Source organism: Pseudomonas fluorescens, assembly GCF_902497995.1.
Taxonomy (GTDB): domain Bacteria; phylum Pseudomonadota; class Gammaproteobacteria; order Pseudomonadales; family Pseudomonadaceae; genus Aquipseudomonas; species Aquipseudomonas fluorescens_BK.
Map to the genome: position 1 here is coordinate 102,995 of NZ_CABVII010000019.1, position 21,871 is coordinate 124,865.

General features: G+C 62.5%; 17 protein-coding genes. 14 read left to right on the plus strand and 3 right to left on the minus strand.

Annotated elements, in window-relative coordinates; all coding sequences use genetic code 11:
• Positions 1 to 5 precede the first annotated feature (5 nt).
• The 9 genes from F8N80_RS21535 to F8N80_RS21580 all read left to right on the plus strand — a co-directional run bounded on the left by F8N80_RS21535 (position 6) and on the right by F8N80_RS21580 (position 13,405).
• Entirely contained in the window at positions 6 to 776 is a 771-nt protein-coding gene (locus tag F8N80_RS21535; RefSeq protein ID WP_150784641.1) for a substrate-binding periplasmic protein, read from the plus strand.
• The gene (locus F8N80_RS21540) at positions 773 to 3,049 is read left to right on the plus strand and encodes an ATP-binding protein (RefSeq protein ID WP_150784642.1); all 2,277 of its coding nucleotides are present in this window, start codon (positions 773 to 775) and stop codon (positions 3,047 to 3,049) included. Before F8N80_RS21535 ends, F8N80_RS21540 begins: the two co-directional genes overlap by 4 nt.
• A gap of 211 nt (positions 3,050 to 3,260) precedes the next feature.
• Positions 3,261 to 4,667, plus strand: coding sequence for an amino acid permease (locus F8N80_RS21545; protein WP_150748896.1), 1,407 nt, complete (start codon positions 3,261 to 3,263; stop codon positions 4,665 to 4,667).
• 356 nt (positions 4,668 to 5,023) lie between these two features.
• Complete coding sequence (locus tag F8N80_RS21555) at positions 5,024 to 5,815, plus strand: enoyl-CoA hydratase/isomerase family protein (protein ID WP_150784643.1); 792 nt, start codon at positions 5,024 to 5,026, stop codon at positions 5,813 to 5,815.
• Between the two features lie 65 nt (positions 5,816 to 5,880).
• Positions 5,881 to 7,041 (plus strand): acyl-CoA dehydrogenase family protein, encoded by a 1,161-nt coding sequence (locus tag F8N80_RS21560; protein WP_150748898.1) that lies wholly within the window; start codon positions 5,881 to 5,883, stop codon positions 7,039 to 7,041.
• Positions 7,042 to 7,059: 18 nt separating this feature from the next.
• Entirely contained in the window at positions 7,060 to 9,159 is a 2,100-nt protein-coding gene (locus tag F8N80_RS21565; protein WP_150784644.1) for an acetate--CoA ligase family protein, read from the plus strand.
• Positions 9,160 to 9,169: 10 nt separating this feature from the next.
• Positions 9,170 to 10,783, plus strand: coding sequence for a 5-guanidino-2-oxopentanoate decarboxylase (locus F8N80_RS21570; RefSeq protein WP_150784645.1), 1,614 nt, complete (start codon positions 9,170 to 9,172; stop codon positions 10,781 to 10,783).
• Positions 10,784 to 10,806: 23 nt separating this feature from the next.
• Positions 10,807 to 11,997, plus strand: a complete 1,191-nt coding sequence (locus F8N80_RS21575) for a pyridoxal phosphate-dependent aminotransferase (protein ID WP_150748770.1) — start codon at positions 10,807 to 10,809, stop codon at positions 11,995 to 11,997.
• On the plus strand, positions 11,990 to 13,405 hold the full coding sequence (locus F8N80_RS21580; protein ID WP_150784646.1) for an aldehyde dehydrogenase family protein: 1,416 nt from the start codon (positions 11,990 to 11,992) through the stop codon (positions 13,403 to 13,405). Before F8N80_RS21575 ends, F8N80_RS21580 begins: the two co-directional genes overlap by 8 nt.
• A 213-nt stretch (positions 13,406 to 13,618) precedes the next feature.
• On the opposite strand, the gene F8N80_RS21585 is transcribed toward F8N80_RS21580, so the two are convergent.
• Positions 13,619 to 14,059, minus strand: coding sequence for an Rrf2 family transcriptional regulator (locus F8N80_RS21585; protein ID WP_150784647.1), 441 nt, complete (start codon positions 14,057 to 14,059; stop codon positions 13,619 to 13,621).
• A 176-nt stretch (positions 14,060 to 14,235) separates the two neighbouring features.
• Between F8N80_RS21585 and F8N80_RS21590 the strand changes: the two genes are divergently transcribed.
• The 5 genes from F8N80_RS21590 (at position 14,236) to F8N80_RS21610 (ending at position 20,080) form a co-directional block, all read left to right on the plus strand.
• Positions 14,236 to 15,837 (plus strand): ABC transporter substrate-binding protein, encoded by a 1,602-nt coding sequence (locus F8N80_RS21590; protein ID WP_150784648.1) that lies wholly within the window; start codon positions 14,236 to 14,238, stop codon positions 15,835 to 15,837.
• A 68-nt stretch (positions 15,838 to 15,905) separates the two neighbouring features.
• Complete coding sequence (locus F8N80_RS21595; RefSeq protein WP_150784649.1) at positions 15,906 to 16,865, plus strand: ABC transporter permease; 960 nt, start codon at positions 15,906 to 15,908, stop codon at positions 16,863 to 16,865.
• Positions 16,866 to 16,868: 3 nt separating this feature from the next.
• Complete coding sequence (locus F8N80_RS21600; RefSeq protein WP_150784650.1) at positions 16,869 to 17,696, plus strand: ABC transporter permease; 828 nt, start codon at positions 16,869 to 16,871, stop codon at positions 17,694 to 17,696.
• A gap of 2 nt (positions 17,697 to 17,698) precedes the next feature.
• On the plus strand, positions 17,699 to 19,360 hold the full coding sequence (locus F8N80_RS21605; protein WP_191632960.1) for an ABC transporter ATP-binding protein: 1,662 nt from the start codon (positions 17,699 to 17,701) through the stop codon (positions 19,358 to 19,360).
• 9 nt (positions 19,361 to 19,369) lie between these two features.
• Complete coding sequence (locus tag F8N80_RS21610) at positions 19,370 to 20,080, plus strand: NAD(P)H-dependent oxidoreductase (protein WP_150784651.1); 711 nt, start codon at positions 19,370 to 19,372, stop codon at positions 20,078 to 20,080.
• A gap of 137 nt (positions 20,081 to 20,217) precedes the next feature.
• Here F8N80_RS21610 and F8N80_RS21620 read toward each other — a convergent pair whose 3' ends face one another.
• On the minus strand, positions 20,218 to 20,712 hold the full coding sequence (locus F8N80_RS21620; RefSeq protein WP_150748762.1) for a PaaI family thioesterase: 495 nt from the start codon (positions 20,710 to 20,712) through the stop codon (positions 20,218 to 20,220).
• A 389-nt stretch (positions 20,713 to 21,101) separates the two neighbouring features.
• Entirely contained in the window at positions 21,102 to 21,461 is a 360-nt protein-coding gene (locus F8N80_RS21625; protein ID WP_150784653.1) for a DUF6124 family protein, read from the minus strand.
• Positions 21,462 to 21,871: the final 410 nt, after the last annotated feature.

Below are 21,871 nucleotides of genomic sequence, written 5' to 3' on the forward strand. Positions count from 1 at the left end.
ACCCTGTGTGGCGGCTGCTCTGGTTACTTCTGGCACTGACGGGCACGTCGGCTGCGGCCGAGAAAATTCGCTACTGCGATTACCCGGTCTACCCGCCGATTTCCTGGAGCGACGGCAAACAGGTGCGCGGCCTGGCGCCCAGTGTGGTGAAGAAGCTGTTTGGCAACCTGGGGTACGAGGTCGAGATCGTCGTGCTGGGCAACTGGAAGCGCTGCCTGCTGGACGCCGCCGAAGGCCGGGTCGACGTGGTCCTGGCCTACAGCACGGCGCAACGTGAACAGACCATGCGCTTCTCGACGGTGCCGGTGTTGCGTGAAGAGGTCGCGGTGTTCTTCAACCGCCAACACCCGGTGAAGTTCGAACGGCTTGAAGACCTCGGCAATTACCGCGGCGGCCTGCTGTTTGGGGAAAGCTATGGCCTGGACTTCGATCGCTTCGTCGCCCGGCACGGCAATATCGAATGGGTATCCGACAGTCGCCAGAACTTCGGCAAGCTGATTCGCGGCAGAATCGACTTCATCACCCATGAGCGGCGCACCGGGCAGCTGTTCGTGGAAACCCTGCCGGGTGCCGCAGACATCCAGGCGTTGCCCCATTCATTGAGCGTCGACTATTTGCGGATCGCCGTATCGCGCCGTTCCACGCTGGCCGAGCGCATGCCCGCGATTGACGCCGAACTGCAGCGGATGGTTGACGCGGGCGAGATCGAACGCTGGCTGAACGAGAGTGAAGCCACCTATCGCGACATGATCAGACTGCCGGCGGACGTGCAATGAGCCGAGCCAGTCCCGGCGGCCTGTTGCGCCGCCTGCTGCTGTTCATCCTGCTGTTCAGCCTGTGCTTCACCATTCTCGCCAGCACCGTGCAGCTGTATTTCGAGTACCGCCGTGAAATGCGCGATATCGATTCGCGCATGGAGCTGATCCGCGCCGGCTACCTGGCAAGCCTGGAACGCAGCCTCTGGGATCTCAACCAGGAGCAGTTGAATGTGCAACTGCGCGGCCTGGTGGATTTTTCCGATGTGGCCCGGGTGCGTTTGCGCAGTCCCGATTTCGACCTGCTGCAAGGCAGCGCCGCGCCGGCCGGCCCCTTGCGCATCGAGCGTTTCCAGCTCAATTATCAGCCGCCGTCCGGCCCGTCGCGACATCTGGGCGAGCTGGAAGTCAGTATCGACCTGGACGCGGTATACCGCCGGTTGTACGCCACCGGCCTGACCAGCCTGTTATGGATGAGTGTGTTCCTCTGTGGGCTGGCGGTGGCGCTGTCGGGGTTGTTCTACCGGCTGGTGACTCGGCATTTGCAGGTCATGGCCGATTTTGCCCGACGCATTGCCGCCGGTGACTGGCATGAACCTTTGCGCCTGGACAAAAGCAGCACCGGCAGCGAAGACGAAATCGATACCGTGGCTCACGCCCTGGATGACATGCGCCGGGCGATTCTCAGCGATATCCACCGCCGCGAAGTCGACCGCCTGGCGCTGCAGGACAAGCGCGACGAACTGCAGAAAATGGTCGAGCGGCGCACGGCCAGTCTGCTGCGCGCCAAGGATGAGGCCGAAGCGGCCAACCTCGCCAAGACGCGCTTCCTCGCCACCATGAGCCATGAACTGCGCACGCCACTCAATGGCATTCTCGGCATGGCCCAATTGCTGCGCGGCGCCAGCCTCGACGAGCGCGATGGCAAACGCCTGGAAGCGCTGTACAAAGCCGGCGAAGGTCTGCTGACAATTCTCAACGAAGTGCTGTATTTCGCCCGGCTGGAGGAGGGCGAAAGCCATCCGGAGCAGGTCGACTTCTCCCTCAGGCAACTGCTCGATGAGGTACTGACGTTGCTGGAACCGCGAGGGCTGAGTAATGGCACGCAACTGCAGTGTCGGGTCGATCCGCAGGTCGACGATCGTTGTCGTGGCGCCGAGCAGTTTTTACGTCAGGTGTTGAGTAACCTGTTGGCCAACGCCATCAAGTTCACCGAGGCCGGACACATTAGCGTCGAAGTCGCGCTACTGACGGCGGGCGACCCGTCCACAGGGCAACACCTGCGGTTCAGCGTGACCGACAATGGCATCGGCATCGCGGCGTCGGTGCAGGAAAAGATCTTCGAGCGTTTTACCCAGGCCAGCGAAGACGTGGCCCAGCGTTATGGCGGTACCGGGCTGGGATTGGCCATCAGTAAACACCTGGTGCAGTTGCTCGGCGGGCGCATCGGTGTCGACAGCCAGGAAGGGCAGGGCAGTTGCTTCTGGTTCGAGCTGTCCCTGCAACCGGCTTTGGCCGTGGCCCCTGTCACACGCGCCACTTCACCGGTTCAGGCCCTGAGCATTCTGGTGGTCGAAGATGTGGCGCTGAACCGGGAAGTGGTCAGCGGCCTGCTGGAACGCGACGGGCATTGGGTCAGCCTCGCGGAAGATGCCGAGCAAGCGCTGGAACTCTGCCGCCGGCAGTCCTTCGAGTTGATTCTGCTCGATGTGCATCTGCCGGGCTTGAGTGGCGTCGAACTGTGCAGGCTGATCCGCAGCACACCGGGGCCCAATCAACACAGCCGGATCTTCGCCCTGACTGCCAGTGTGCAGCCGGCGCTGGTTCGCGGTTATCTGGATGCCGGCATGCAGGGCATTCTCGCCAAGCCGCTGAAGCTCGACAACCTGCGCCAGGCACTGGCCGGTGAACTACCGATGCCCGAGCCGGCGCCGGACACTCATCCGATGGGCTGGCAGCTGATGGACTGGCAGTTGCTGCACACCCATCGCAGCCTGCTCGGCGAGCAAAAACTACAGGGCTTGCTGGGGGTGCTGCGCGACTCGATTGCCCAGCACCGCGTGGGGATTATGGAAGCCATTGAAGCCGGTGACTGTACCGAGGTTGCGCATCTGGCCCACCGTTTGGCCGGGAGCAGTGACTCACTGGGCTTTCGCGCCTTGGCCGAGGTGTTGCGAGCCCTGGAAGAGGCGGCATTGAGCAACGACACGACGGCGGTGCAAGCGTTGGTGCCGAGGTTTCATGGGGTGTTGCAGGGGTCGCAAGGGGTGCTGGCGGAGGTGTTGAACGCCTGACGTACAAAATCGTTACGACTTTTTACAACTTTGATCTTCAGCTTCAACGCGAACTTACATGGCTTTCCAATAATCGGCACAACCGCGCCAGACGCGGTCTTCGAAGCTTATTGGAGATAATAATAATGAACTGCCGTAAAGCTGATCTTCCCCCGCGCAATGACCTCCTGTCATCCGCCTTGCACCTCGCCCAGTCTTGAGAGGTGCGGACATGAGCGAATCTATCGAGCGTAAAGGCATACAGCTGACCCGAGCCTTGAAAAGCCGGCACATTTTCATGCTGTCCCTGGGCGGGGTGATTGGCACCGGGCTGTTCATGGGCTCGGGCGTCACCATCAACCAGGGCGGTCCCATGGGGGCGGTCCTGGCTTACCTGGTGGCCGGTTTCCTGATGTACCTGGTGATGGTCTGCCTCGGCGAGCTGTCGGTGCAGATGCCGGTGTCCGGCTCGTTCCAGACCCATGCCACAAAGTACATCGGGCCGGCCACCGGTTTCATGATCGGCTGGGTGTACTGGATGAGCTGGGCGACCACCGTCGGCCTGGAATTCACCGCGGCGGGCATGTTGATGGTGCGCTGGTTCCCGGACATCCCTATCTGGTATTGGTCGGCGCTATTTGTGGTGGTGCTGTTCGGGTTGAACGCCCTGGCCACTCGCGCCTTCGGTGAAGCGGAATTCTGGTTCTCCGGGATCAAGGTGGCGGCGATCCTCGGTTTTATCATCGTTGGCGTCCTGGTGATTTTCGGCGCGATACCGCTGACCAGCGGCGCCCCGGCGCCGATGATGACCAACCTGATCGGCGACTCGCTGTTTCCCAACGGTCTGTCGGCGGTGTTCGCGGTGATGATGACTGTGGTCTATGCCTTTCAGGGCTGTGAAATCATGGGCGTTGCCGCTGGCGAAACCGACCAGCCGGAGAAGAGCATCCCCAAGGCGGTGCGCAACGTGGTGTTCCGCGTGCTGATCTTCTATGTGCTGGCCATCGTGGTGCTGTCGGCCATCGTCCCATGGCAGCAGGCCGGCTTGATGGAAAGTCCGTTCGTGCAGGTGTTCGACATGGTCGGCATTCCTTACGCCGCCGACTTGATGAACTTCGTGATCCTCACGGCGATTCTCTCGGTGGGTAACTCCGGGCTGTATGCCTCGACGCGGATCCTCTGGGCCATGTCGAAAACCGGCATGGCACCCAAAAGCCTCTCGGCCTTGAGTTCTCGCGGCGTGCCGTTGCGGGCGCTGAGCATCACTCTGTGCTTTGCCCTGGTGTCGCTGCTGACCAGCTTCATTGCCGCCGACACCCTGTTCATGGTGCTGATGGCCGTCAGCGGCATGGCCGGTACTGTGACCTGGATCGTGATCGCGCTGGCGCAATATAAATTCCGTCGCGCCTTCATCAGGGAAGGCGGCAAGCTCAGCGATCTGAAATACCGCGCACCCTGGTTCCCGTTCCTGCCGCTGCTATGCATCGCCTTGTGCTGTTCGCTGTTCGTATTCCTGGCGCTGGACGAGACGCAGCGTCCGTCGCTGTATTGGGGCTTTGGCTTTATCGCCATTTGCTACGGCGCTTACTTCCTGACCAATGGCAAACGCCAGGCGGCATTGGCGCAGGCGACGGTTTAAGCCAACAGACGAAGGGCCAAATGTGGGAGCGGGCTTGCTCGCGAAAGCGGTGTGGCATTCAACATCTGTGTCGACTGACACACCGCTTTCGCGAGCAAGCCCGCTCCCACATTTCGATTTCCTCGACATCAAGACCCCCGTACATAGCCCCCGTAGTCAGTTGTTCAAAGATGTAACAACTTTTCCGACGGGTGCTCGAAATCTTTAGTTATTCTCTTTTAAAACAATAGGTTAGATGGTTTTTGCGGCTGTTACAGGCACCCAGGCCCCAGGATTGCCGTCTTACTGAACACTCGTTTAGTATGGTCGCCATGTCGCTCCCCCCTCATGCCAAACACAACAATTCGAGGACTCGTATGACTACTCAATCTTCTCTGCTCAGTCAGGTCGAAGCGGGTGTTGCCTGGATCACGCTCAACCGTGCCGCGCAACGCAACGCGCTGGACATTCCGACCCTGAAAAACCTTCACGCCTTGCTCGACCAATTCAACGTCGATCCGGCGGTGCGAGTGATCGTGCTGACCGGGACCGGTCGCAGTTTCTGCGCCGGTGCCGACCTCGCCGAATGGGCCGAAGCCGAGGCCCGCGGTGCGCTGGAAAGCTACGGCTGGACAGAAACCGCCCACGCCATGATGAGCCGCCTGTACAGCCTCGATAAACCGACCATTGCCGCGATCAACGGCACCGCCGTCGGAGCCGGGATGGATTTGACCCTGTGCTGTGACTTGCGAGTTGCTGCGCAGTCCGCCCGGTTCAAGGCCGGTTACACCAGCATGGCCTACTCGCCGGACGCCGGTGCCAGCTGGCATCTGCCACGTCTGATCGGCACCGAGCAGGCCAAGCGTCTGCTGTTCCTCGATGAACTCTGGAGTGCCGATCGCGCCCTGGGGGCCGGCCTGGTCAGCGAAGTCTGCGCCGATGAACAACTGCCGGGCGTGGTGGGCGAACTGGCCGCGCGCCTGGCCAGCGGTCCGACCTTCGCTTTTGCCCAGACCAAGCAACTGATGCGTGAAGGCGCCCAGCGCAGCCTGTCGGAACAACTGAGCGCGGAACTCGCCGCCGGTTTGCTCTGTGGTCGCAGTGAAGATGGCGCCGAGGCCTTGCGCGCGGCGATGGAAAAACGTCTGCCTGCCTTTGTAGGTAAATAGGTTGGCCAATAAATGCGCCATCGCAGCCCACGAATAAAAACGATGATCGAAGAACAGGTAGCGTTATGAATTTCCAGCTGACCCAAGAACAAGAAATGTTGGTGGACGCGGTTCGCAGTTTTGTCGCCAAGGAACTGCTGCCCCATGAGGAAGCGGTCGATCGCGCCGACGAAGTGTCCCCGGAACTCGCCGCACAGATTCGCGGCAAGGCCCTGGCGGCAGGTTTCTATGCCTTCAACATGCCTGAAGAAGTCGGCGGAGGCGGGCTCGACTACCTGTCCCAGGCCTTGATCGAACGCGAACTGTCCAAGGTATCGTGGGCGCTGCATGTGTTCGTCGCACGCCCGTCGAAAATCCTCATGGCCTGCACCGGCCAGCAGATTCAGGACTATTTGCTGCCGTGCATCCAGGGCGAAAAGATCGACTGCTTCGCCCTCACCGAACCGGGTGCCGGTTCCGATGCCAACGCCATCAAGACCCGTGCCGTACGCGACGGTGACGACTTTGTGTTGAACGGCAGCAAGCACTTCATCAGCCATGCCGGGCACGCCGATTTCGCGATTGTCTTCGCCGTGACCGACACCTACCAACACAATGGTCGCCAGCGCAACGCCGTGACCTCGTTCCTGGTCGACCGGGGCACGCCGGGCATGACGATCCGCCGCGGGCCCAAGTGCGTCAGCAACCGCGGTTATCACACCTATGAAATGTTCTTCGACGACTGCCGCGTCCCGGCTTCCAAAGTGCTCGGTGAAGTCGGCAAGGGCTGGGAAGTGGCCAACGCCTGGCTGACCGCCGGGCGGGTGATGGTCGCCGCCAACTGCGTCGGCCAGGCCCAGCGGGCGCTGGACGTTTCGCTGCAATGGGCGGCGGATCGCAAGCAGTTCGGCCAACCCATCGGCACCTATCAAGGGGTGTCGTTCAAGCTGGCCGACATGGCCACGCAAATCCGCGCTGCCGAACTCTTGACCCTGCACACCGCCTGGAAAATGGATCAGGGCAGCATGACCGACGGCGAAGCCGGAATGGCCAAGTTGTTCGCCAGTGAAGTGCTCGGTCGCGTGGCCGACGAAGCGGTGCAGATTTTCGGCGGCATGGGCTTGATGGACGAAGGTCCGGTCGAGCGCATCTGGCGCAACGCCCGGATCGAGCGCATCTGGGAAGGCACCTCGGAGATCCAGCGTCACATTATTTCCCGCGAACTGCTGCGGCCGCTGCTGCGCTGATCGGATCGGAGAACGGATATGTCCCAACAGATTCGCGACAACCTCAAACGCCTGCTCGCGCCGCGCCACCTGGCATTCATTGGCGGCCGGAGCATGGCCCGTGCGCTCAAGCGCTGTGCCGAGGGCGGTTATCAAGGCCAGATGTGGCTGGTCAACCCGCAGCACGACAGCCTCGAAGGCGTGCCCTGTGTGCGTAGCGTGGCAGAACTGCCGTGTGGCCCGGACGCGGTGTTCATCGCCACCAACCGCGAGCTGACCTTGACCTGTGTCGCCGAACTGGCGGCCAGGGGCGCGGGCGGGGCGATTTGCTACGCCTCGGGTTTCGCCGAGACCGGCGCGCAAGGCCAGGCCCTGCAAGACCAGTTGCTCAAGGCGGCCGGCGACATGGCCTTGCTCGGCCCCAACTGCTACGGCTTGCTCGATTACCTGCACAGCTCGGCCCTGTGGCCGGTCGCCCATGGCGGCAAGACAGTGGAGAAGGGCGTCGCCGTGCTGACCCAGAGCGGCAACTTTGCCTACAACCTGTCCATGAGTGACCGCTCGTTGCCAGTGGCCTATATGGCCTCAGTCGGCAACCAGGCGCAACTGGGCATCGCCGAGCTGATGGATGTGCTGCTCGACGAGCCGCGCGTCACCGCGATCGGCCTGCATCTGGAAGGCCTGAAAAACGTTCCAGGCTTTGCTCGAGCGGCACACAAGGCGCTGGAAAAAGGTATTCCGATCATCGCGCTGAAAACCGGGGTGTCGCAGATCGGCGCCGAATTGGCCCTCAGCCACACCAGCTCGCTGGCCGGTTCCGATGTGTTGTACGACAGCCTGTTCGAGCGCCTCGGGGTGATTCGCGTCAGTGGTCCGGTGAGTTTTGTCGAAACCCTCAAAGCCGCGGCCTGCGGCAATCTGCCGGCAGGCAACAGCCTGATCGCCCTGGCCTGTTCCGGTGGCGATGCCGGGTTGATTGCCGACTATGCCGAACGCAATGACTTGAGTCTGCCCAAGCTCGATGAAAGCCAGCGGGTCGAACTCGATCAGGTGCTGCCGAGCTACGCCAACCTGGTCAACCCGCTGGATTTCACCACGGCGATCTGGGGTGACCGCGAAGCGCTGGACAAGATGCTCGACAGTGCCCTGCGCACCGAAGCCGACGCCGCGGTGCTGGTGCTCGATTACCCCTCGCAGGCCACCGGCGAGCGCAAGGAATGTGACCTGCTGCTGGAGCTGTATTGCGATGCGTTGAGCCGTCACGGCAAGACCGGTTTCGTCACCTCGGCCTTTCCCGAACTGCTGCCGGCCAGTGCTCGCGAGCATCTGCATGCTCGCGGGGTGGCGGCATTGCAGGGCGTCGAGGATGGCTTGGCGGCGTGGGGGCGGATCGCCGGTTATCAGCGCAAGCGCCTGGCGCTGCTTGCACTCGGTGAGTCGGCGCTGGTGCCGCTCTGCCCGCCAGCGCTGGAAGGCGAGGGGCAACTGCTTGATGAATGGCAATCCAAGCAGGCCTTGCGCGCCTTTGGCCTGCCGATCCCGCAAGGCCTGTTGAGCACGCCGGGCGAGGCGTTGCACGCGGCGAATTCCCTGGGTTATCCATTGGTACTCAAGGCGGTCAGCGCCGAGCTGCCGCACAAGACCGAAGCCGGTGCCGTGGCACTGAACCTGCGCGATCCGCAGGCCTTGAGTGACGCCCTGGAACAGATGCGCACGCGGATAGCCGACTACGCACCGGGGGTAGCCTTCGATCAGGTGCTGCTGGAGCGCATGGCAACCCCGCCCTTGGCCGAGCTGATCGTGGGGATCAAGCGCGAAACCGGCTTCGGCCTGGCGCTGGTCATCGGTGCCGGGGGGATTCTGGTGGAGCTGCTCAAGGACAGCCGCAGCCTGCTGTTGCCAACCACTGACGGTGCCATTCGCAACGCGTTGTCGAGCCTGCGCAGCGCCGCCTTGCTGCAAGGGTTTCGTGGTCGCGAAGCCGCGGATCTGGAGGCGCTGGTGGCGGCGATCCGCGCTGTGGCGGACTACGCCTGTGAGAACGCCGGGCAGTTGCTCGAACTCGATGTGAACCCATTGTTGGTCGGTGCCCAAGGCACCACTGCGGTCGATGCGTTGATACGCCTCGGCCAAGCTTGAGGATCTGAGCATGCAAAGCAAAACCTTGACCGGCGGCCAGACCCTGGTGCGCCTGTTGGCCAATTACGGCGTCGACACCGTGTTCGGCATTCCTGGCGTGCATACCCTGGAGCTGTATCGCGGCTTGCCCGGCAGTGGCATTCGCCATGTGCTGACCCGGCACGAGCAAGGGGCCGGTTTCATGGCCGACGGCTATGCGCGGGTCAGCGGCAAGCCGGGGGTGTGCTTCATCATCACCGGCCCCGGCGTGACCAATGCCGCGACCGCGATCGGCCAGGCCTACGCCGACTCGATCCCGATGCTGGTGATTTCCAGCGTCAACCATACGGCCAGTCTTGGCAAAGGTTGGGGTTGCCTGCACGAAACCCAGGACCAGCGCGCCATGACCGCGCCGATCACCGCGTTTTCGGCGGTGGCCTTGAGTGCCGAGGACTTGCCCGGGCTGATCGCCCGCGCTTACGGGGTGTTCGACAGCGAACGTCCGCGTCCGGTGCATATTTCGGTGCCGCTGGATGTACTGGCCGCGCCCGTCACGCGTGACTGGAGCAATGAGGTGGTGCGCCGTCCGGGACGCGGCCTGCCGGCTGCCGAGGCGCTGGATCAGGCGGTGGCAAAACTGCAGGCGGCACGCCGGCCGATGATCATCGCCGGCGGCGGCGCGCTGAATGCCGCCCAGGCGCTCGAGGCCTTGAGCACGCGGCTGGGCGCGCCGTTTTTCAGCAGCGTCGCCGGCAAGGGCTTGTTGCCGCCGGATGCACCGCTGAATGCCGGGTCGACCCTGTGTGTGGAACCTGGCTGGGCGCTGATCGCCGAAGCCGACGTGGTGCTCGCGGTGGGCACCGAGATGGCCGACACCGATTACTGGCGTGAACGTCTGCCGCTGAATGCCGAGCTGCTGCGGGTGGATATCGACTCGCGCAAGTTCAACGATTTCTATCCGTGCGCGGTGGCCTTGCAAGGCGATGCGCGGCAAACCGTCGTGGCCTTGCTGGAGCGCCTGCCCGAATCCCCACGGGATGCGAGCGCTTCCATTCAAGCCGTCGACACCTTGCGCAAAGCAGTCAAGGCCGGGCACGGCACCTTGCAGTCGATCCATCAGGCGATCCTCGACCGGGTTTCGGCCGAACTGCCGGACAACGCCTTTATCAGCAGCGACATGACTCAACTGGCCTACACCGGCAACTACGCCTTCAGCAGCAAGGCGCCGCGCAGTTGGCTGCACCCGACCGGTTACGGCACCTTGGGTTATGGCTTGCCAGCGGGTATCGGCGCCAAGTTCGGTGCGCCGAACCGGCCCGGCCTGGTGCTGGTCGGCGACGGTGGTTTTCTCTACACCGCGCAAGAACTGGCGACCGCCGTGGAAGAGCTGGACAGCCCGCTGGTGGTGCTGTTGTGGAACAACGAAGCCTTGGGGCAGATCCGCGACGACATGCTCGGCCTCGACATCGAACCGATTGGCGTGCTGCCGCGCAACCCGGATTTTGCCGCATTGGGCCGCGCCTTTGGTTGCACCGTGACGCAACCCCGGAACCTGGACGAACTGCAAACCGACCTGCGTGCCGGCTTCCAACGAAACGGTGTGACCCTGATCGAACTCAAGCACGCCTGTGCGCTGGTCGGTTAAACCATCAACAAGGAATAAACTCTATGCGTTTTTCCGATCTGACCCAACGTGTCGCCGGTGACGGTGCCGCCGCCTGGGAGATCCATTACCGTGCCCTGGCGCTTCGGGAGCAGGGCCGGGACATTCTGTTGCTGTCGGTGGGCGACCCGGATTTCGATACCCCGGTGCCGATTGTGCAAGCGGCCATCGATAGCCTGCAGGCAGGCAATACCCACTACGCCGACGTGCGCGGCAAGCGTACCCTGCGCGAGAGCATCGCCAAACGACATCGGCAACGCAGCGGTCAACCGGTCGATGCCGATCAGGTGGTGGTGCTGGCCGGCGCGCAATGTGCGTTGTTCAGCGTCGCCCAGTGCGTGCTCAATCCCGGCGATGAAGTGATAGTCGCCGAGCCGATGTACGTCACCTATGAAGCGGTGTTCGGTGCCTGCGGCGCGGTGGTGATTCCGGTGCCGGTGCGCTCCGAGAACGGCTTTAGGGTGTTGCCTGAAGACGTCGCCGCACGCATTACCCCGCGTACTCGCGCGTTGGCGCTCAATAGCCCGCACAACCCGTCCGGCGCCAGCCTGCCGCGCACCACCTGGCAGGCGCTGGCCGAGCTGTGCATTGCCCATGACCTGTGGCTGATTTCCGACGAGGTCTACAGCGAGCTGTTGTTCGAAGGCGAGCACGTCAGCCCGGCCAGTCTGCCAGGCATGGCCGAGCGCACCGCGACCCTCAACAGCCTGTCGAAATCCCACGCCATGACCGGCTGGCGCGTCGGCTGGGTGGTCGCGCCGCCGTCACTCGCCGGGCATCTGGAAAACCTCGCGCTGTGCATGCTCTACGGCTCCCCGGATTTTATTCAGGACGCCGCGGTCGTCGCGCTGGAGACCCAGCTGCCGGAACTCGAGGCCATGCGCCAGGCCTATCGCCAGCGTCGGGACCTGGTCTGCGAATGCCTGGCCGACTGCCCAGGCGTGCGTGCCCTGAAGCCCGATGGCGGGATGTTCGTGATGGTCGACATCCGCGAAACCGGGCTCAGTGCCCAGGCCTTCGCCGACCGCCTGCTGGATCGACACGGCGTCTCGGTGCTGGCCGGTGAAGCGTTCGGCCCGAGTGCCGCCGGGCATATTCGCCTGGGGCTGGTACTGGGCACCGAACCCCTGCGCGATGCCTGCCAGCGGATTGTCCGCTGCGCCAATGAATTGATGGAGGGACGGGGCGATGCGTAATTACAGCAGGCTGTTTATGGATGGCGCCTGGCAGCAACCTTCCGGCCAGGGCCTGGCGGAAGTGATCAACCCGGCCACTGAACAGGTCGCAGGCTCCGTACCGTTGGGCGACGAGCGTGACGTTGATCGCGCCGTGGCCGCGGCCCGACGAGCCTTTGGTTCATGGTCGCGAACCTCGTCCAGCGTCCGCGCGGGTTACATCCGCGCACTGGTCGAGCAGCTGCGAGCGCGGGCGGACGAAATGGCGCAGGTGATCACCGCCGAACTCGGCATGCCGGTGCAGTGGTGTCGCTCGGTGCAGGTCGAGGGGCCGATCGCCGGGCTGGAACACTACGTCGAAATCGCCGGGTTGATGGATGAGGTGCGCGAGGTCGGCAACTCCCTGGTGATTCGCGAACCGGTTGGTGTCTGCGCCTTCATTAATCCGTGGAATTACCCGCTGCACCAGTTGATCGGCAAACTCGCGCCGGCACTGGCGGCTGGTTGCACGGTGGTGGTCAAGCCGAGCCAGGAAACCCCGCTGCATGCCTTCCTGCTGGCGGAAATGATCGAGGCCATCGGTCTGCCGGCCGGGGTGTTCAACCTGGTCAGCGGGCCCGGTTCCAAGGTGGGTGAAGCCTTGGCCCGACATCCGGATGTCGACATGATCTCGTTCACCGGCTCCACCGGCGCTGGCGTCCGCGTGGCCCAGGCGTCCGCGCCTTCGGTCAAGCGGGTCTGCCTGGAACTGGGCGGCAAGTCGCCGTTGCTGATCGGCGAAGATGCCGATCTGGCCGCGGCGGTGCGCTACGGCGTGCAAGATGTGATGATCAACTCCGGGCAGACCTGCACCGCCTTGACCCGCATGCTGCTGCCCGCCAGCCGCTATGCCGAGGCGCTGGAGCTGGCCCTGGCAGAGACCCGAAGCCTGCGCATGGGCGATCCGCTCGACCCGCAGAGCTTCCTTGGCCCGATGTGCTCGGCAGCGCAACGGCGGACCGTGCGCGAGTACATTCAAGTCGGTCAGCAAGAGGGCGCGCGGCTGCTGTGTGGCGGTGAAACGGCCGACGAGTTCGAGCGCGGTTTCTACGTCAAGCCAACGCTGTTTGCCGACGTCGACAATCGGATGCGTATCGCCCAGGAAGAAATCTTTGGCCCGGTGCTGTGCCTGATTCCCTATGCGGATGAAGCCCAGGCCATACAAATCGCCAATGACTCGCCGTTCGGCCTGTCCAGCGGCGTATGGGCCGGTAGCGCCGAGCGTGGACTCGGGCTGGCGCGGCAGCTGCGCGCCGGGCAGTGTTTTATCAACGGCGCGGCGTTCAACTATCAGGCGCCGTTTGGCGGCTATAAACAGTCAGGCAATGGTCGCGAGTGGGGTGAAGAAGGGCTGGCCGAGTTTGTCGAAGTGAAAGCGATGCAGCTGTGATATCGGCATGAGCGCGCGCGGGCCGCAGGCGCGGCGCTGCTCGGTGTTGCTCGGTTGGCTGGTGCGTGAACCATGCACACTCCTGCGTTGAAACACCAACCCCGGTAGGAGCTGCCGCAGGCTGCGATCTTTTGATCTTTTGATCTTTGCGTCCGGGCAATCCCCAGCGCCGCAAAAAGATCGCAGGTTGCGCCAGCGCCTACACAAGCCAAATCAGGCGCTATCGCGGTTTTCCACTGGGGTATCGATGGCCACGAACAACTGGTCGGCGGTGATGTTTCCAAGATCCAGCCGCATGTTGTTTTCCAGCATGGCGAACAGCCGGGTGAACACGTCGAAGACCTTGCAATGGTCTTCCATGCCGGAGAACGGGTTATCGATTTTCTCGGCGATCAGCGAGCTTTCCTGCACCGCGTCATAGACCTCGCGCAGGGTGATTTCATTCGCGGGCCTGGCCAGGGTCAGCCCGCCCTTGGCGCCGCGCCAGGACTTGAGAATGTTGGCCTTGACCATCTGCGAAACCAGATTGCGCACCCGTGTCGGATGGGTCTTTACCCACTTGGCAATGGTTTCGGTGCGCAGCTTCTGCGGTGCGTTGGCGGCAACGAACGACAGGATGTAAGAAGCGGTGATCAATCGGGTCGACTGGCTCATGAGGCGAAGGGCTCCCTGTAAAAACCGGATTATTCCATCGATGAAAAATACCCGTCAGGGCATGGAATTTACGTTGTGAAGTCGTTAATGTATTTGTTACGGTAACAATTACAAATACTAGCAGCTTCGATAGAACCTTCGAATCATTTTCTCTGCTACTGATCAGGGGCAATGCAATGAGCGATAACAAAAACAAGATTACTCAAGCAATTCATGACTGCAATCTTCCCAGGCGGGATTTCCTCAAAGGCAGCGCCGCCGCCGGTCTGGTAGCCGCTGCGTTTTCCATGGGCCTGCCGTTCGGAGCCTTTGCCCAGCAAGCTTCGCCCAAGCCGGGCGGTGTGCTGCGCCTTGGCCTGGCGGGTGGCAGCACCACCGACTCGCTGGACCCGGGCTCCTGGAGCGATACGTTCACTTTCGTCGGCTTCGCGGCGGTGTACAACACCCTGAGCGAAATTGCCGTGGATGGCACAGCGATTCCCGAGCTCGCCGAGCGCTGGGAATCGTCGCCGGATGCGCGGATCTGGACCTTCAAACTGCGCCAGGGCGTGACCTTCCACAACGGCAAGAGCCTGACCGTCGAAGACGTCGTGGCGTCGATCAATCACCACCTGGGCGAGAAGTCCACCTCGGCGGCCAAGACCGTTCTCGGGGATGTGGCCCAGGTGCGCGCACAGGGCACCGATGCGGTGGTCTTCGAGTTGCATTCGGGTAACGCCGACTTCGCCTATGTGGTGGCCGATTACCACTTGGTGATCATGCCGAGCAAGGACGGCGTTGCTGATTGGCGAGCGGGGGTCGGCACCGGCGGTTATCGTCTCAAGGCGTTCGATCCGGGCGTGCGCATGGCATTGGAGCGCAGCCCCGATTACTGGAAACCGGGCCGGGCGCATTTCGCCAGCGCCGAGTTGATCGGCATTGCCGACGGCGCGGCGCGGATCAATGCGCTGGTCACCGGGCAGGTCGATGTGATCAACAAGGTGGACCTGAAAACCGTGGCGCTGCTCAAGCGCAATCCGAACATGGTGATCGAAGAAACCAAGGGCGCGCAGCACTACACCTTCCCGATGCTGTGCGACAGCCAGGACTTCAAGAACAACGACATCCGCCTGGCGATGAAGTACGCCATCAACCGTGAAACCCTGTTGGCCTCGATACTGCACGGCTATGGTCTGGTCGGTAACGATCATCCGATCCAGCCCGGCAGCCGCTTCATCAATACGGCGCTGGAGCAGCGCAGCTATGACCCGGACAAGTCGCGTTTCCACCTGCGCAAGGCCGGCGTCGAGTCGCTCAAGGTACGCCTGCAAGCGTCCGACGCCGCTTATACCGGCGCGGTGGATGCCTCGGTGTTGTTCAAGGAGCAGGCGCGCCAGGCGGGGATCGATATCGACGTGGTGCGCGAGCCGGCGGACGGCTTCTTCTCCAACGTCTGGATGAAGCAACCCTTCACCACCTCGTTCTGGTACAGCAGCCTGACCGCCGACCGTATGTTCAGCATCGGTTACGCCAAAGGCGCTGCCTGGAACGAAACCCACTGGGACAACGGGCGCTTCAACCAGTTGCTGAACGCCGCCCGCGGCGAGATGAACGATCCGCTGCGCCGCGAGATGTACAACGAAATGCAGGCGCTGTGCCGCGACGATGGCGGGGCGATCGTGCCGTTGTTCGCCAGCTCCGTGGCCGCCCGCTCGAAACGCATCAGTCATGGCGAACTCACCGCACCGTACGGCGAACTGGATGGTCTGCGGGTCATCGAGCGCTGGTGGCAAGCCTGAGCATCTGATCGTTGATGGCCGACCTGCGCGCAGGTCGGCCACCCTGTGCCATCCCGGAGGATTCTGCGGTGAATAGTATTTTCAAGTTGCTGTTGCAGCGTCTGGCCCTGGGCCTGTTGTCGCTGTTTGCGGTGTCGGTGATTATTTTTCTGGCGGTCGGCATGCTGCCGGGCGATATCGCCCAGGCCATGCTCGGGCAGTCGGCGACGGCTGAAACCGTGGCGGCCTTCCGTGCCCAGCTGGGGCTGGACGTGCCGCCATTGACCCGCTTCGTGCAGTGGATCTGGCAGCTGCTGCAAGGTGACCTCGGGGTCTCGCTGGCCAACCAGCGGCCGATCGCCGAGCTGATCGGCACGCGGTTGGGCAATACGCTCAGTCTGGCGGCCTTGGCGGCATTGGTGTCGGTACCGTTGGCGCTGGTGCTGGGGATGCTCGCGGCCTTGTATCGCAATAGCTGGTTCGACCGCCTGCTCAACACCTCGGCACTGAGTGCGGTGTCGTTCCCGGAATTCTTCGTCGCCTACCTGTTGATTCTGCTGTTTTCGGTGAAGCTCGGCTGGTTCCCGAGCATCTCCAACCTGGCGCCGGATGCGTCCTTCGGCACGGTGCTGGAACGCTCGGTGCTGCCGGTGGCGACCCTGAGCCTGGTGGTGATCGCGCAGATGATGCGCATGACGCGTGCGTCCCTGATCAACCTCCTTGCCAGCCCCTATATCGAAATGGCCCGGCTCAAGGGCATCAGTCAGTCGCGGATTATCTTCCGGCATGCCTTGCCCAACGCCCTGGCACCGATCGTCAACGTGGTGGCCTTGAACCTCGCGTACCTGGTGGTGGGCGTGGTGGTGGTCGAGGTGGTGTTCGTCTACCCGGGTCTTGGCCAGTTGCTGGTGGACTCGGTGGCCAAACGCGACATTCCGGTGGTCCAGGCCTGCAGCCTGATCTTTGCCGCGACCTACATCCTGCTCAATACCACGGCCGATGTGCTGTCCATCGCCAGCAATCCACGCCTGATGCATCCGAAGGGGTAGAACATGAGCCTGCTTAAAGAACTGGCCCGGGCACCGCTGAGTGCGAAGTTCGGGATTCTGGTCATCGTTGTGTACATCCTGGTGGCGCTGTTCGCTCCGGCACTGGCGCCCTACGGCGAAACCGAAGTGGTCGGCGAGGGCTTTGCGCCCTGGAGCGGGCAGTTCCTGCTGGGCACCGATAACCTCGGTCGCGACATGTTCAGCCGGCTGGTGTATGGCGCCCGCAACACCCTGGGCATCGCCTTTCTCACCACGGTGCTGGCGTTCCTGCTCGGTGGCTTTTGCGGTTTGATCGCGGCGATCAAGGGCGGTGGGGTCGATCAAGGCTTGTCGCGAGTCGTCGACATCCTGATGGCCATTCCACAACTGATCTTCGCCTTGCTGATTCTCAGTGTGGTCGGCACCACGGCCACCTCCCTGGTATTGGTGATCGCGCTGCTGGATGCCACCCGGGTGTTTCGTCTGTCACGGGCGGTGGCGATGAACGTGGTGGTCCAGGACTTCGTCGAGGCGGCGCGGCTGCGGGGCGAGGGCTTGTGGTGGCTGGTGACCCGCGAGGTGTTGCCCAACGCCGCCGCGCCGCTGATTGCCGAATTCGGCCTGCGTTTCTGTTTCGTCTTTCTGTTTATCAGTGCGCTGTCATTCCTCGGCCTGGGCATTCAGCCACCGACTGCCGACTGGGGCGGCATGGTCCGGGACAACGCGGTGCTGATCACCTTCGGCGACATTAGCCCGCTGCTGCCGGCTCTGGCGGTGGCGTTGATTACGGTAAGCGTCAACTTCGTCGTCGACTGGATGCTGCACAAATCCAGCGGCCTCAAGGAGTGCTGAACATGCACCAACCCTCGCGCAACAACGACCAGCCGCTGCTGGAAATCCGTGACCTGCATATCGAAGGTCATTACGAAGACGCCTGGCATCCGCTGATCAAAGGCATCGACCTGACCCTGCAACGCGGCGAGGTGCTGGGCCTGATCGGCGAGTCGGGTGCCGGCAAGTCGACCCTGGGCCTGGCAGCCATGGGCTATGCCCGTGACGGTTGCAAGATTACCGGCGGCTCGGTGCGTTTCGACGGCATGGAACTGTTGCAGGCCAAGCCCGAAACCCTGCGCAAACTGCGTGGGCTGCGCATTGCTTATGTGGCGCAAAGTGCCGCGGCATCGTTCAACCCGGCGCATCGGCTGATCGATCAGCACGTGGAAACGGCGGTCAACAATGGTGGCATCAGCCGCGCTCAGGCCGAAGCCGAAGCGGTGGAGCTGTACCGCGTGTTGCGCCTGCCGAATCCCGAGCAGATCGGTCAACGTTATCCGCATCAGGTGTCGGGCGGGCAACTGCAACGGGTGATGACCGCCATGGCCATGGCCTGCCACCCGGACCTGATCATCTTCGACGAACCGACCACGGCCCTCGACGTCACCACCCAGATCGAAGTGCTGGCGGCGATTCGCGATGCGGTGAAGCAATTTGGCAGTGCGGCAATCTATATCAGCCATGACCTGGCCGTCGTCGCGCAAATGGCCGACCGCATCATGGTGCTGCGCCACGGCAAGCTGGTGGAGGAAGCCGAGACCCGCAAAATGCTCTGCGACCCGCAGGAGGACTACACCAAGTCACTGTGGGCGGTGCGCAGCTTTCGCACCGAACCCAAGCCGTGCCCGCAACAGGAAGTGCCGTTGCTGGAACTGCGCCAGGCCTGCGCCAGCTACGGTCATACGCCTGTGCTGCACGATGTTTCGCTGAGCCTGTATCGCGGCCAGACGCTGGCAGTGATTGGTGAGTCCGGCAGTGGCAAGAGTTCGACGGCGCGGTTGATTACCGGCCTGCTGCCGCCGACTTCCGGTCAGGTGCTGTACGGCGGCGAACCCCTGCCGGCGGACTTCCGTCAGCGCAGCAAGGAGCAGTTGCGACGGGTCCAGATGATCTACCAGATCCCGGACACCGCCTTGAATCCCCGGCAGCGGATCGTCGACATCATCGGTCGACCGCTGACGTTTTACCTCGGCCTGAAGGGCAAGGCCCTGCGCGCGCGGGTCGCCGAGTTGCTGGAAATGATCGAGCTGGATCCGGCGACGTACATGGAGCGTCAGCCCCGTGAGTTGTCCGGTGGGCAGAAGCAACGCATCTGCATTGCCCGGGCGCTGGCGGCCGATCCGCAGTTGATCATCTGCGACGAAGTGACCTCGGCACTCGATCAACTGGTGGCCGAGGGGGTCCTGAAGTTACTCAATCGTATCCAGCAGCAGCTCGGCGTCGCTTATCTGTTCATTACCCACGATGTCGCCACCGTGCGAGCGATTGCCGATGAAGTGGTGGTGATGCAGCGCGGAAGGGTAGTCGACCACGGCTCCCGCAGCGCGATTTTCACCCCGCCGCATCAGGACTACACCGGCCTGCTGTTTTCATCCGAACCGGAAATGGATCCGGACTGGCTGGATCACCTGCTCGCCCAGCGCGCTGGCCAACCAGCGCCTTCCAAGCTTGAAATCGTCTAAGGAATTGCCATGAAAGTACTGATTGTCCACGCCCATCCCGAGCCAAACTCTTTCACCGCCGCCCTGCGCGATCAAGCGGTAGACACCTTGAAGGCCCAAGGGCATGAAGTGCAGGTCAGTGACCTGTATGCGATGAACTGGAACCCGGTGGCCAGCGCCGAGGACTTTTCCTCACGGGAGAATCCGGACTATCTGGTCTATGCCCTGGAGCAGCGCCTGGGCGTTAAAAGCCAGTCGCTGGCGGCGGATATCCAGCAAGAACTGGACAAGCTGCTGTGGGCCGACCTGCTGATCCTCAACTTCCCGGTTTTCTGGTTCTCGGCGCCGGCGATACTCAAAGGCTGGATCGACCGGGTACTGGTGTCGGGCGTCTGCTACGGCGGCAAGCGCTTCTATGATCAGGGCGGGCTCAGCGGCAAGAAGGCCCTGGTGACGGTGACCCTGGGCGGACGCGAGCACATGTTTGGCGAGGGCGCGATTCATGGCCCGCTGGAAGACATGTTGCGGCCGATCCTGCGCGGCACCCTGGCTTATGTCGGATTCGAGGTGCTGGAGCCGTTCGTGGCCTGGCATGTACCGTACATCAGCGACGACGCGCGCAAGGACTTCCTGCGTGGCTATCAGCAACGCCTGGAAAACATCGCCGACGACCAACCCATCGAGTTTCCGCGCTTGTCGCAGTTCGATGAGGCGCTTTATCCGTTGCAGGCTATCAGATAAGCACGGTGCGGCTGCGCCGCACCGAACACTGCAACCACCCGCGCCAGCGCGGTTTCGGTACCCGCGCGCATGGGGGGAGGGTGGTCATCGATTGCGCTCGTCTCACCGTCCGATGTGCGGATCGTCACTGAAGCTGGCTAGCGCCCGTGAGCCGCATCGGCCAATTGCCCGGTATCGACTCGAACAAAAATCGAGTCGCCGACCGCGGTCAGCACGTCCCCGGCATACACCTCGCAGATGACCCGGGTCTTGCGTCCGACATCACCTTCTACCTTCGCCCGCAGCGTCAGAGGAACGCCCATGGGGGTCGGCTTGATGAACTTGATGCCAAGGTTGCCGGTGACGCAGTTGATGCGCGGAAGGCTGTCAGCTTCGCGTTGTTCCTGCCGGTAGTGATAGGCCATTGCGGCCCAGTTCGAATGGCAATCGACCAGCATTGCAATGAGTCCGCCGTAGACCAGGTCCGGCCAGCCGCAGTACTTGGCTTCGGGCACATGCTCGGCCATCACATGCACGCCGTCCTCGTGCCAGAAGCTCTTGATGTGCAGCCCGTGGGGGTTGCTGCTGCCGCAGCCGTAACACACGCCTTCGGGCGCGGCGCTGTCTTGCAGGGAGGTGTCGAGCAGGGGCATGTCTTGTCATCCTCAGAGAAGTAAACCTCGGGTATCTTAACCTCAGTCTGGTGAGTCGGGGCTTGGTATCGATTGTCGAGAGACAATGTGCTGCCGCCCCGTCTGCGACGCCGCGCTGTCGCGCATGGAACCGGTGGGCTTTATCTTTAGGTAGGAGCTGGCTTGCCAGCGAAGGACGCATAGGCGCCGCGTTTATCCTGAATGCACGCGTCATCGTTCACGTCCATCGTCGGAACGCCGCCCGGAGCAAGCTCGCTCCTACAGGGGTTGGAAGTAGCCCGGCACCGGCAGGTTTCTGGTCACGAACCCTGCGGGGTTTCTCCGCGTGCCAGGCGGGCGGTCCCCAAAAAAGGGACCGCTGCACAGCCCGTATGGCGGACTCGTTCGCCTCAAGAAGGCGGATCGATCTGATCCAGCACCCGGTTCGCCGTGATTTCCGCCAGCATGATGCTGTTGGAAATACCCAGCAGGGCGTTGCGCGAACCGCCGTCCAGATGATCCACCAGGTGATGGACCATCACGTCGACCGAGGCCAGCGTTTCGACCAGATAAACCACCAGGGTTTCGGTAGTGATTTCTGGGGCCACGGTAAACATCGTGCTGGGAGTACGCGGCGTGGCTTTGATGTCGGCAGTTGAGGGGAAGTGGAAGTCGAGGGCGCGTTCGGCGGCTTCGTTGAGTTTGTTTGAATCGGATTTATATGGGGATGTCGGATCTGTGTCCGGGGGATTGGGTGAAGGCTTTACCATATGCGGGATCCTCAATGGAGCGCCGGCCCTCTTGCTGCTAAACGAAAAGGGAGGCAGCTGTACGCAGGTTAGCAGACCGGGGATCCAGCAAACCGGCGCGCTCTAAGGCGCCCTGCGCACAGCTACCATCGAGTGCAGGCAATGCCTGACTGATAGAGCTTGTGCACTTCACCGGAAAACCACGAGCTGCTAAACCCGATCACTGATGGGCAGTGACGGGAATAAGTTACCGAGCGGGGCAGAGGCGCACAAGCCGGCGGATTCTGGCGTAACCGTAGGCAACGGCGCAAGGTCTTGTGGCTTTCAGGAAGTAAGTTGTAGGGCGCTTAAACACGTGCCTTCTGCGGATGTTTAAAGTGCATGAGCGAACGTTTCTAAATCGGGGATGAATCGCTGACTGCACTACCTGA

Excerpts from the sequence above, each read along its gene's own strand:
- F8N80_RS21580 (WP_150784646.1), top strand. The coding sequence starts at position 11,990 with ATGCGTAATTACAGCAGGCTGTTTATGGATGGCGCCTGGCAGCAACCT.
- F8N80_RS21540 (WP_150784642.1), top strand. The coding sequence starts at position 773 with ATGAGCCGAGCCAGTCCCGGCGGCCTGTTGCGCCGCCTGCTGCTGTTC.
- F8N80_RS21570 (WP_150784645.1), top strand. The coding sequence starts at position 9,170 with ATGCAAAGCAAAACCTTGACCGGCGGCCAGACCCTGGTGCGCCTGTTG.
- F8N80_RS21605 (WP_191632960.1), top strand. The coding sequence starts at position 17,699 with ATGCACCAACCCTCGCGCAACAACGACCAGCCGCTGCTGGAAATCCGT.
- F8N80_RS21620 (WP_150748762.1), bottom strand. The coding sequence starts at position 20,712 with ATGCCCCTGCTCGACACCTCCCTGCAAGACAGCGCCGCGCCCGAAGGC.
- F8N80_RS21600 (WP_150784650.1), top strand. The coding sequence starts at position 16,869 with ATGAGCCTGCTTAAAGAACTGGCCCGGGCACCGCTGAGTGCGAAGTTC.
- F8N80_RS21555 (WP_150784643.1), top strand. The coding sequence starts at position 5,024 with ATGACTACTCAATCTTCTCTGCTCAGTCAGGTCGAAGCGGGTGTTGCC.
- F8N80_RS21560 (WP_150748898.1), top strand. The coding sequence starts at position 5,881 with ATGAATTTCCAGCTGACCCAAGAACAAGAAATGTTGGTGGACGCGGTT.
- F8N80_RS21625 (WP_150784653.1), bottom strand. The coding sequence starts at position 21,461 with ATGGTAAAGCCTTCACCCAATCCCCCGGACACAGATCCGACATCCCCA.
- F8N80_RS21590 (WP_150784648.1), top strand. The coding sequence starts at position 14,236 with ATGAGCGATAACAAAAACAAGATTACTCAAGCAATTCATGACTGCAAT.
- F8N80_RS21610 (WP_150784651.1), top strand. The coding sequence starts at position 19,370 with ATGAAAGTACTGATTGTCCACGCCCATCCCGAGCCAAACTCTTTCACC.
- F8N80_RS21545 (WP_150748896.1), top strand. The coding sequence starts at position 3,261 with ATGAGCGAATCTATCGAGCGTAAAGGCATACAGCTGACCCGAGCCTTG.
- F8N80_RS21585 (WP_150784647.1), bottom strand. The coding sequence starts at position 14,059 with ATGAGCCAGTCGACCCGATTGATCACCGCTTCTTACATCCTGTCGTTC.
- F8N80_RS21565 (WP_150784644.1), top strand. The coding sequence starts at position 7,060 with ATGTCCCAACAGATTCGCGACAACCTCAAACGCCTGCTCGCGCCGCGC.
- F8N80_RS21575 (WP_150748770.1), top strand. The coding sequence starts at position 10,807 with ATGCGTTTTTCCGATCTGACCCAACGTGTCGCCGGTGACGGTGCCGCC.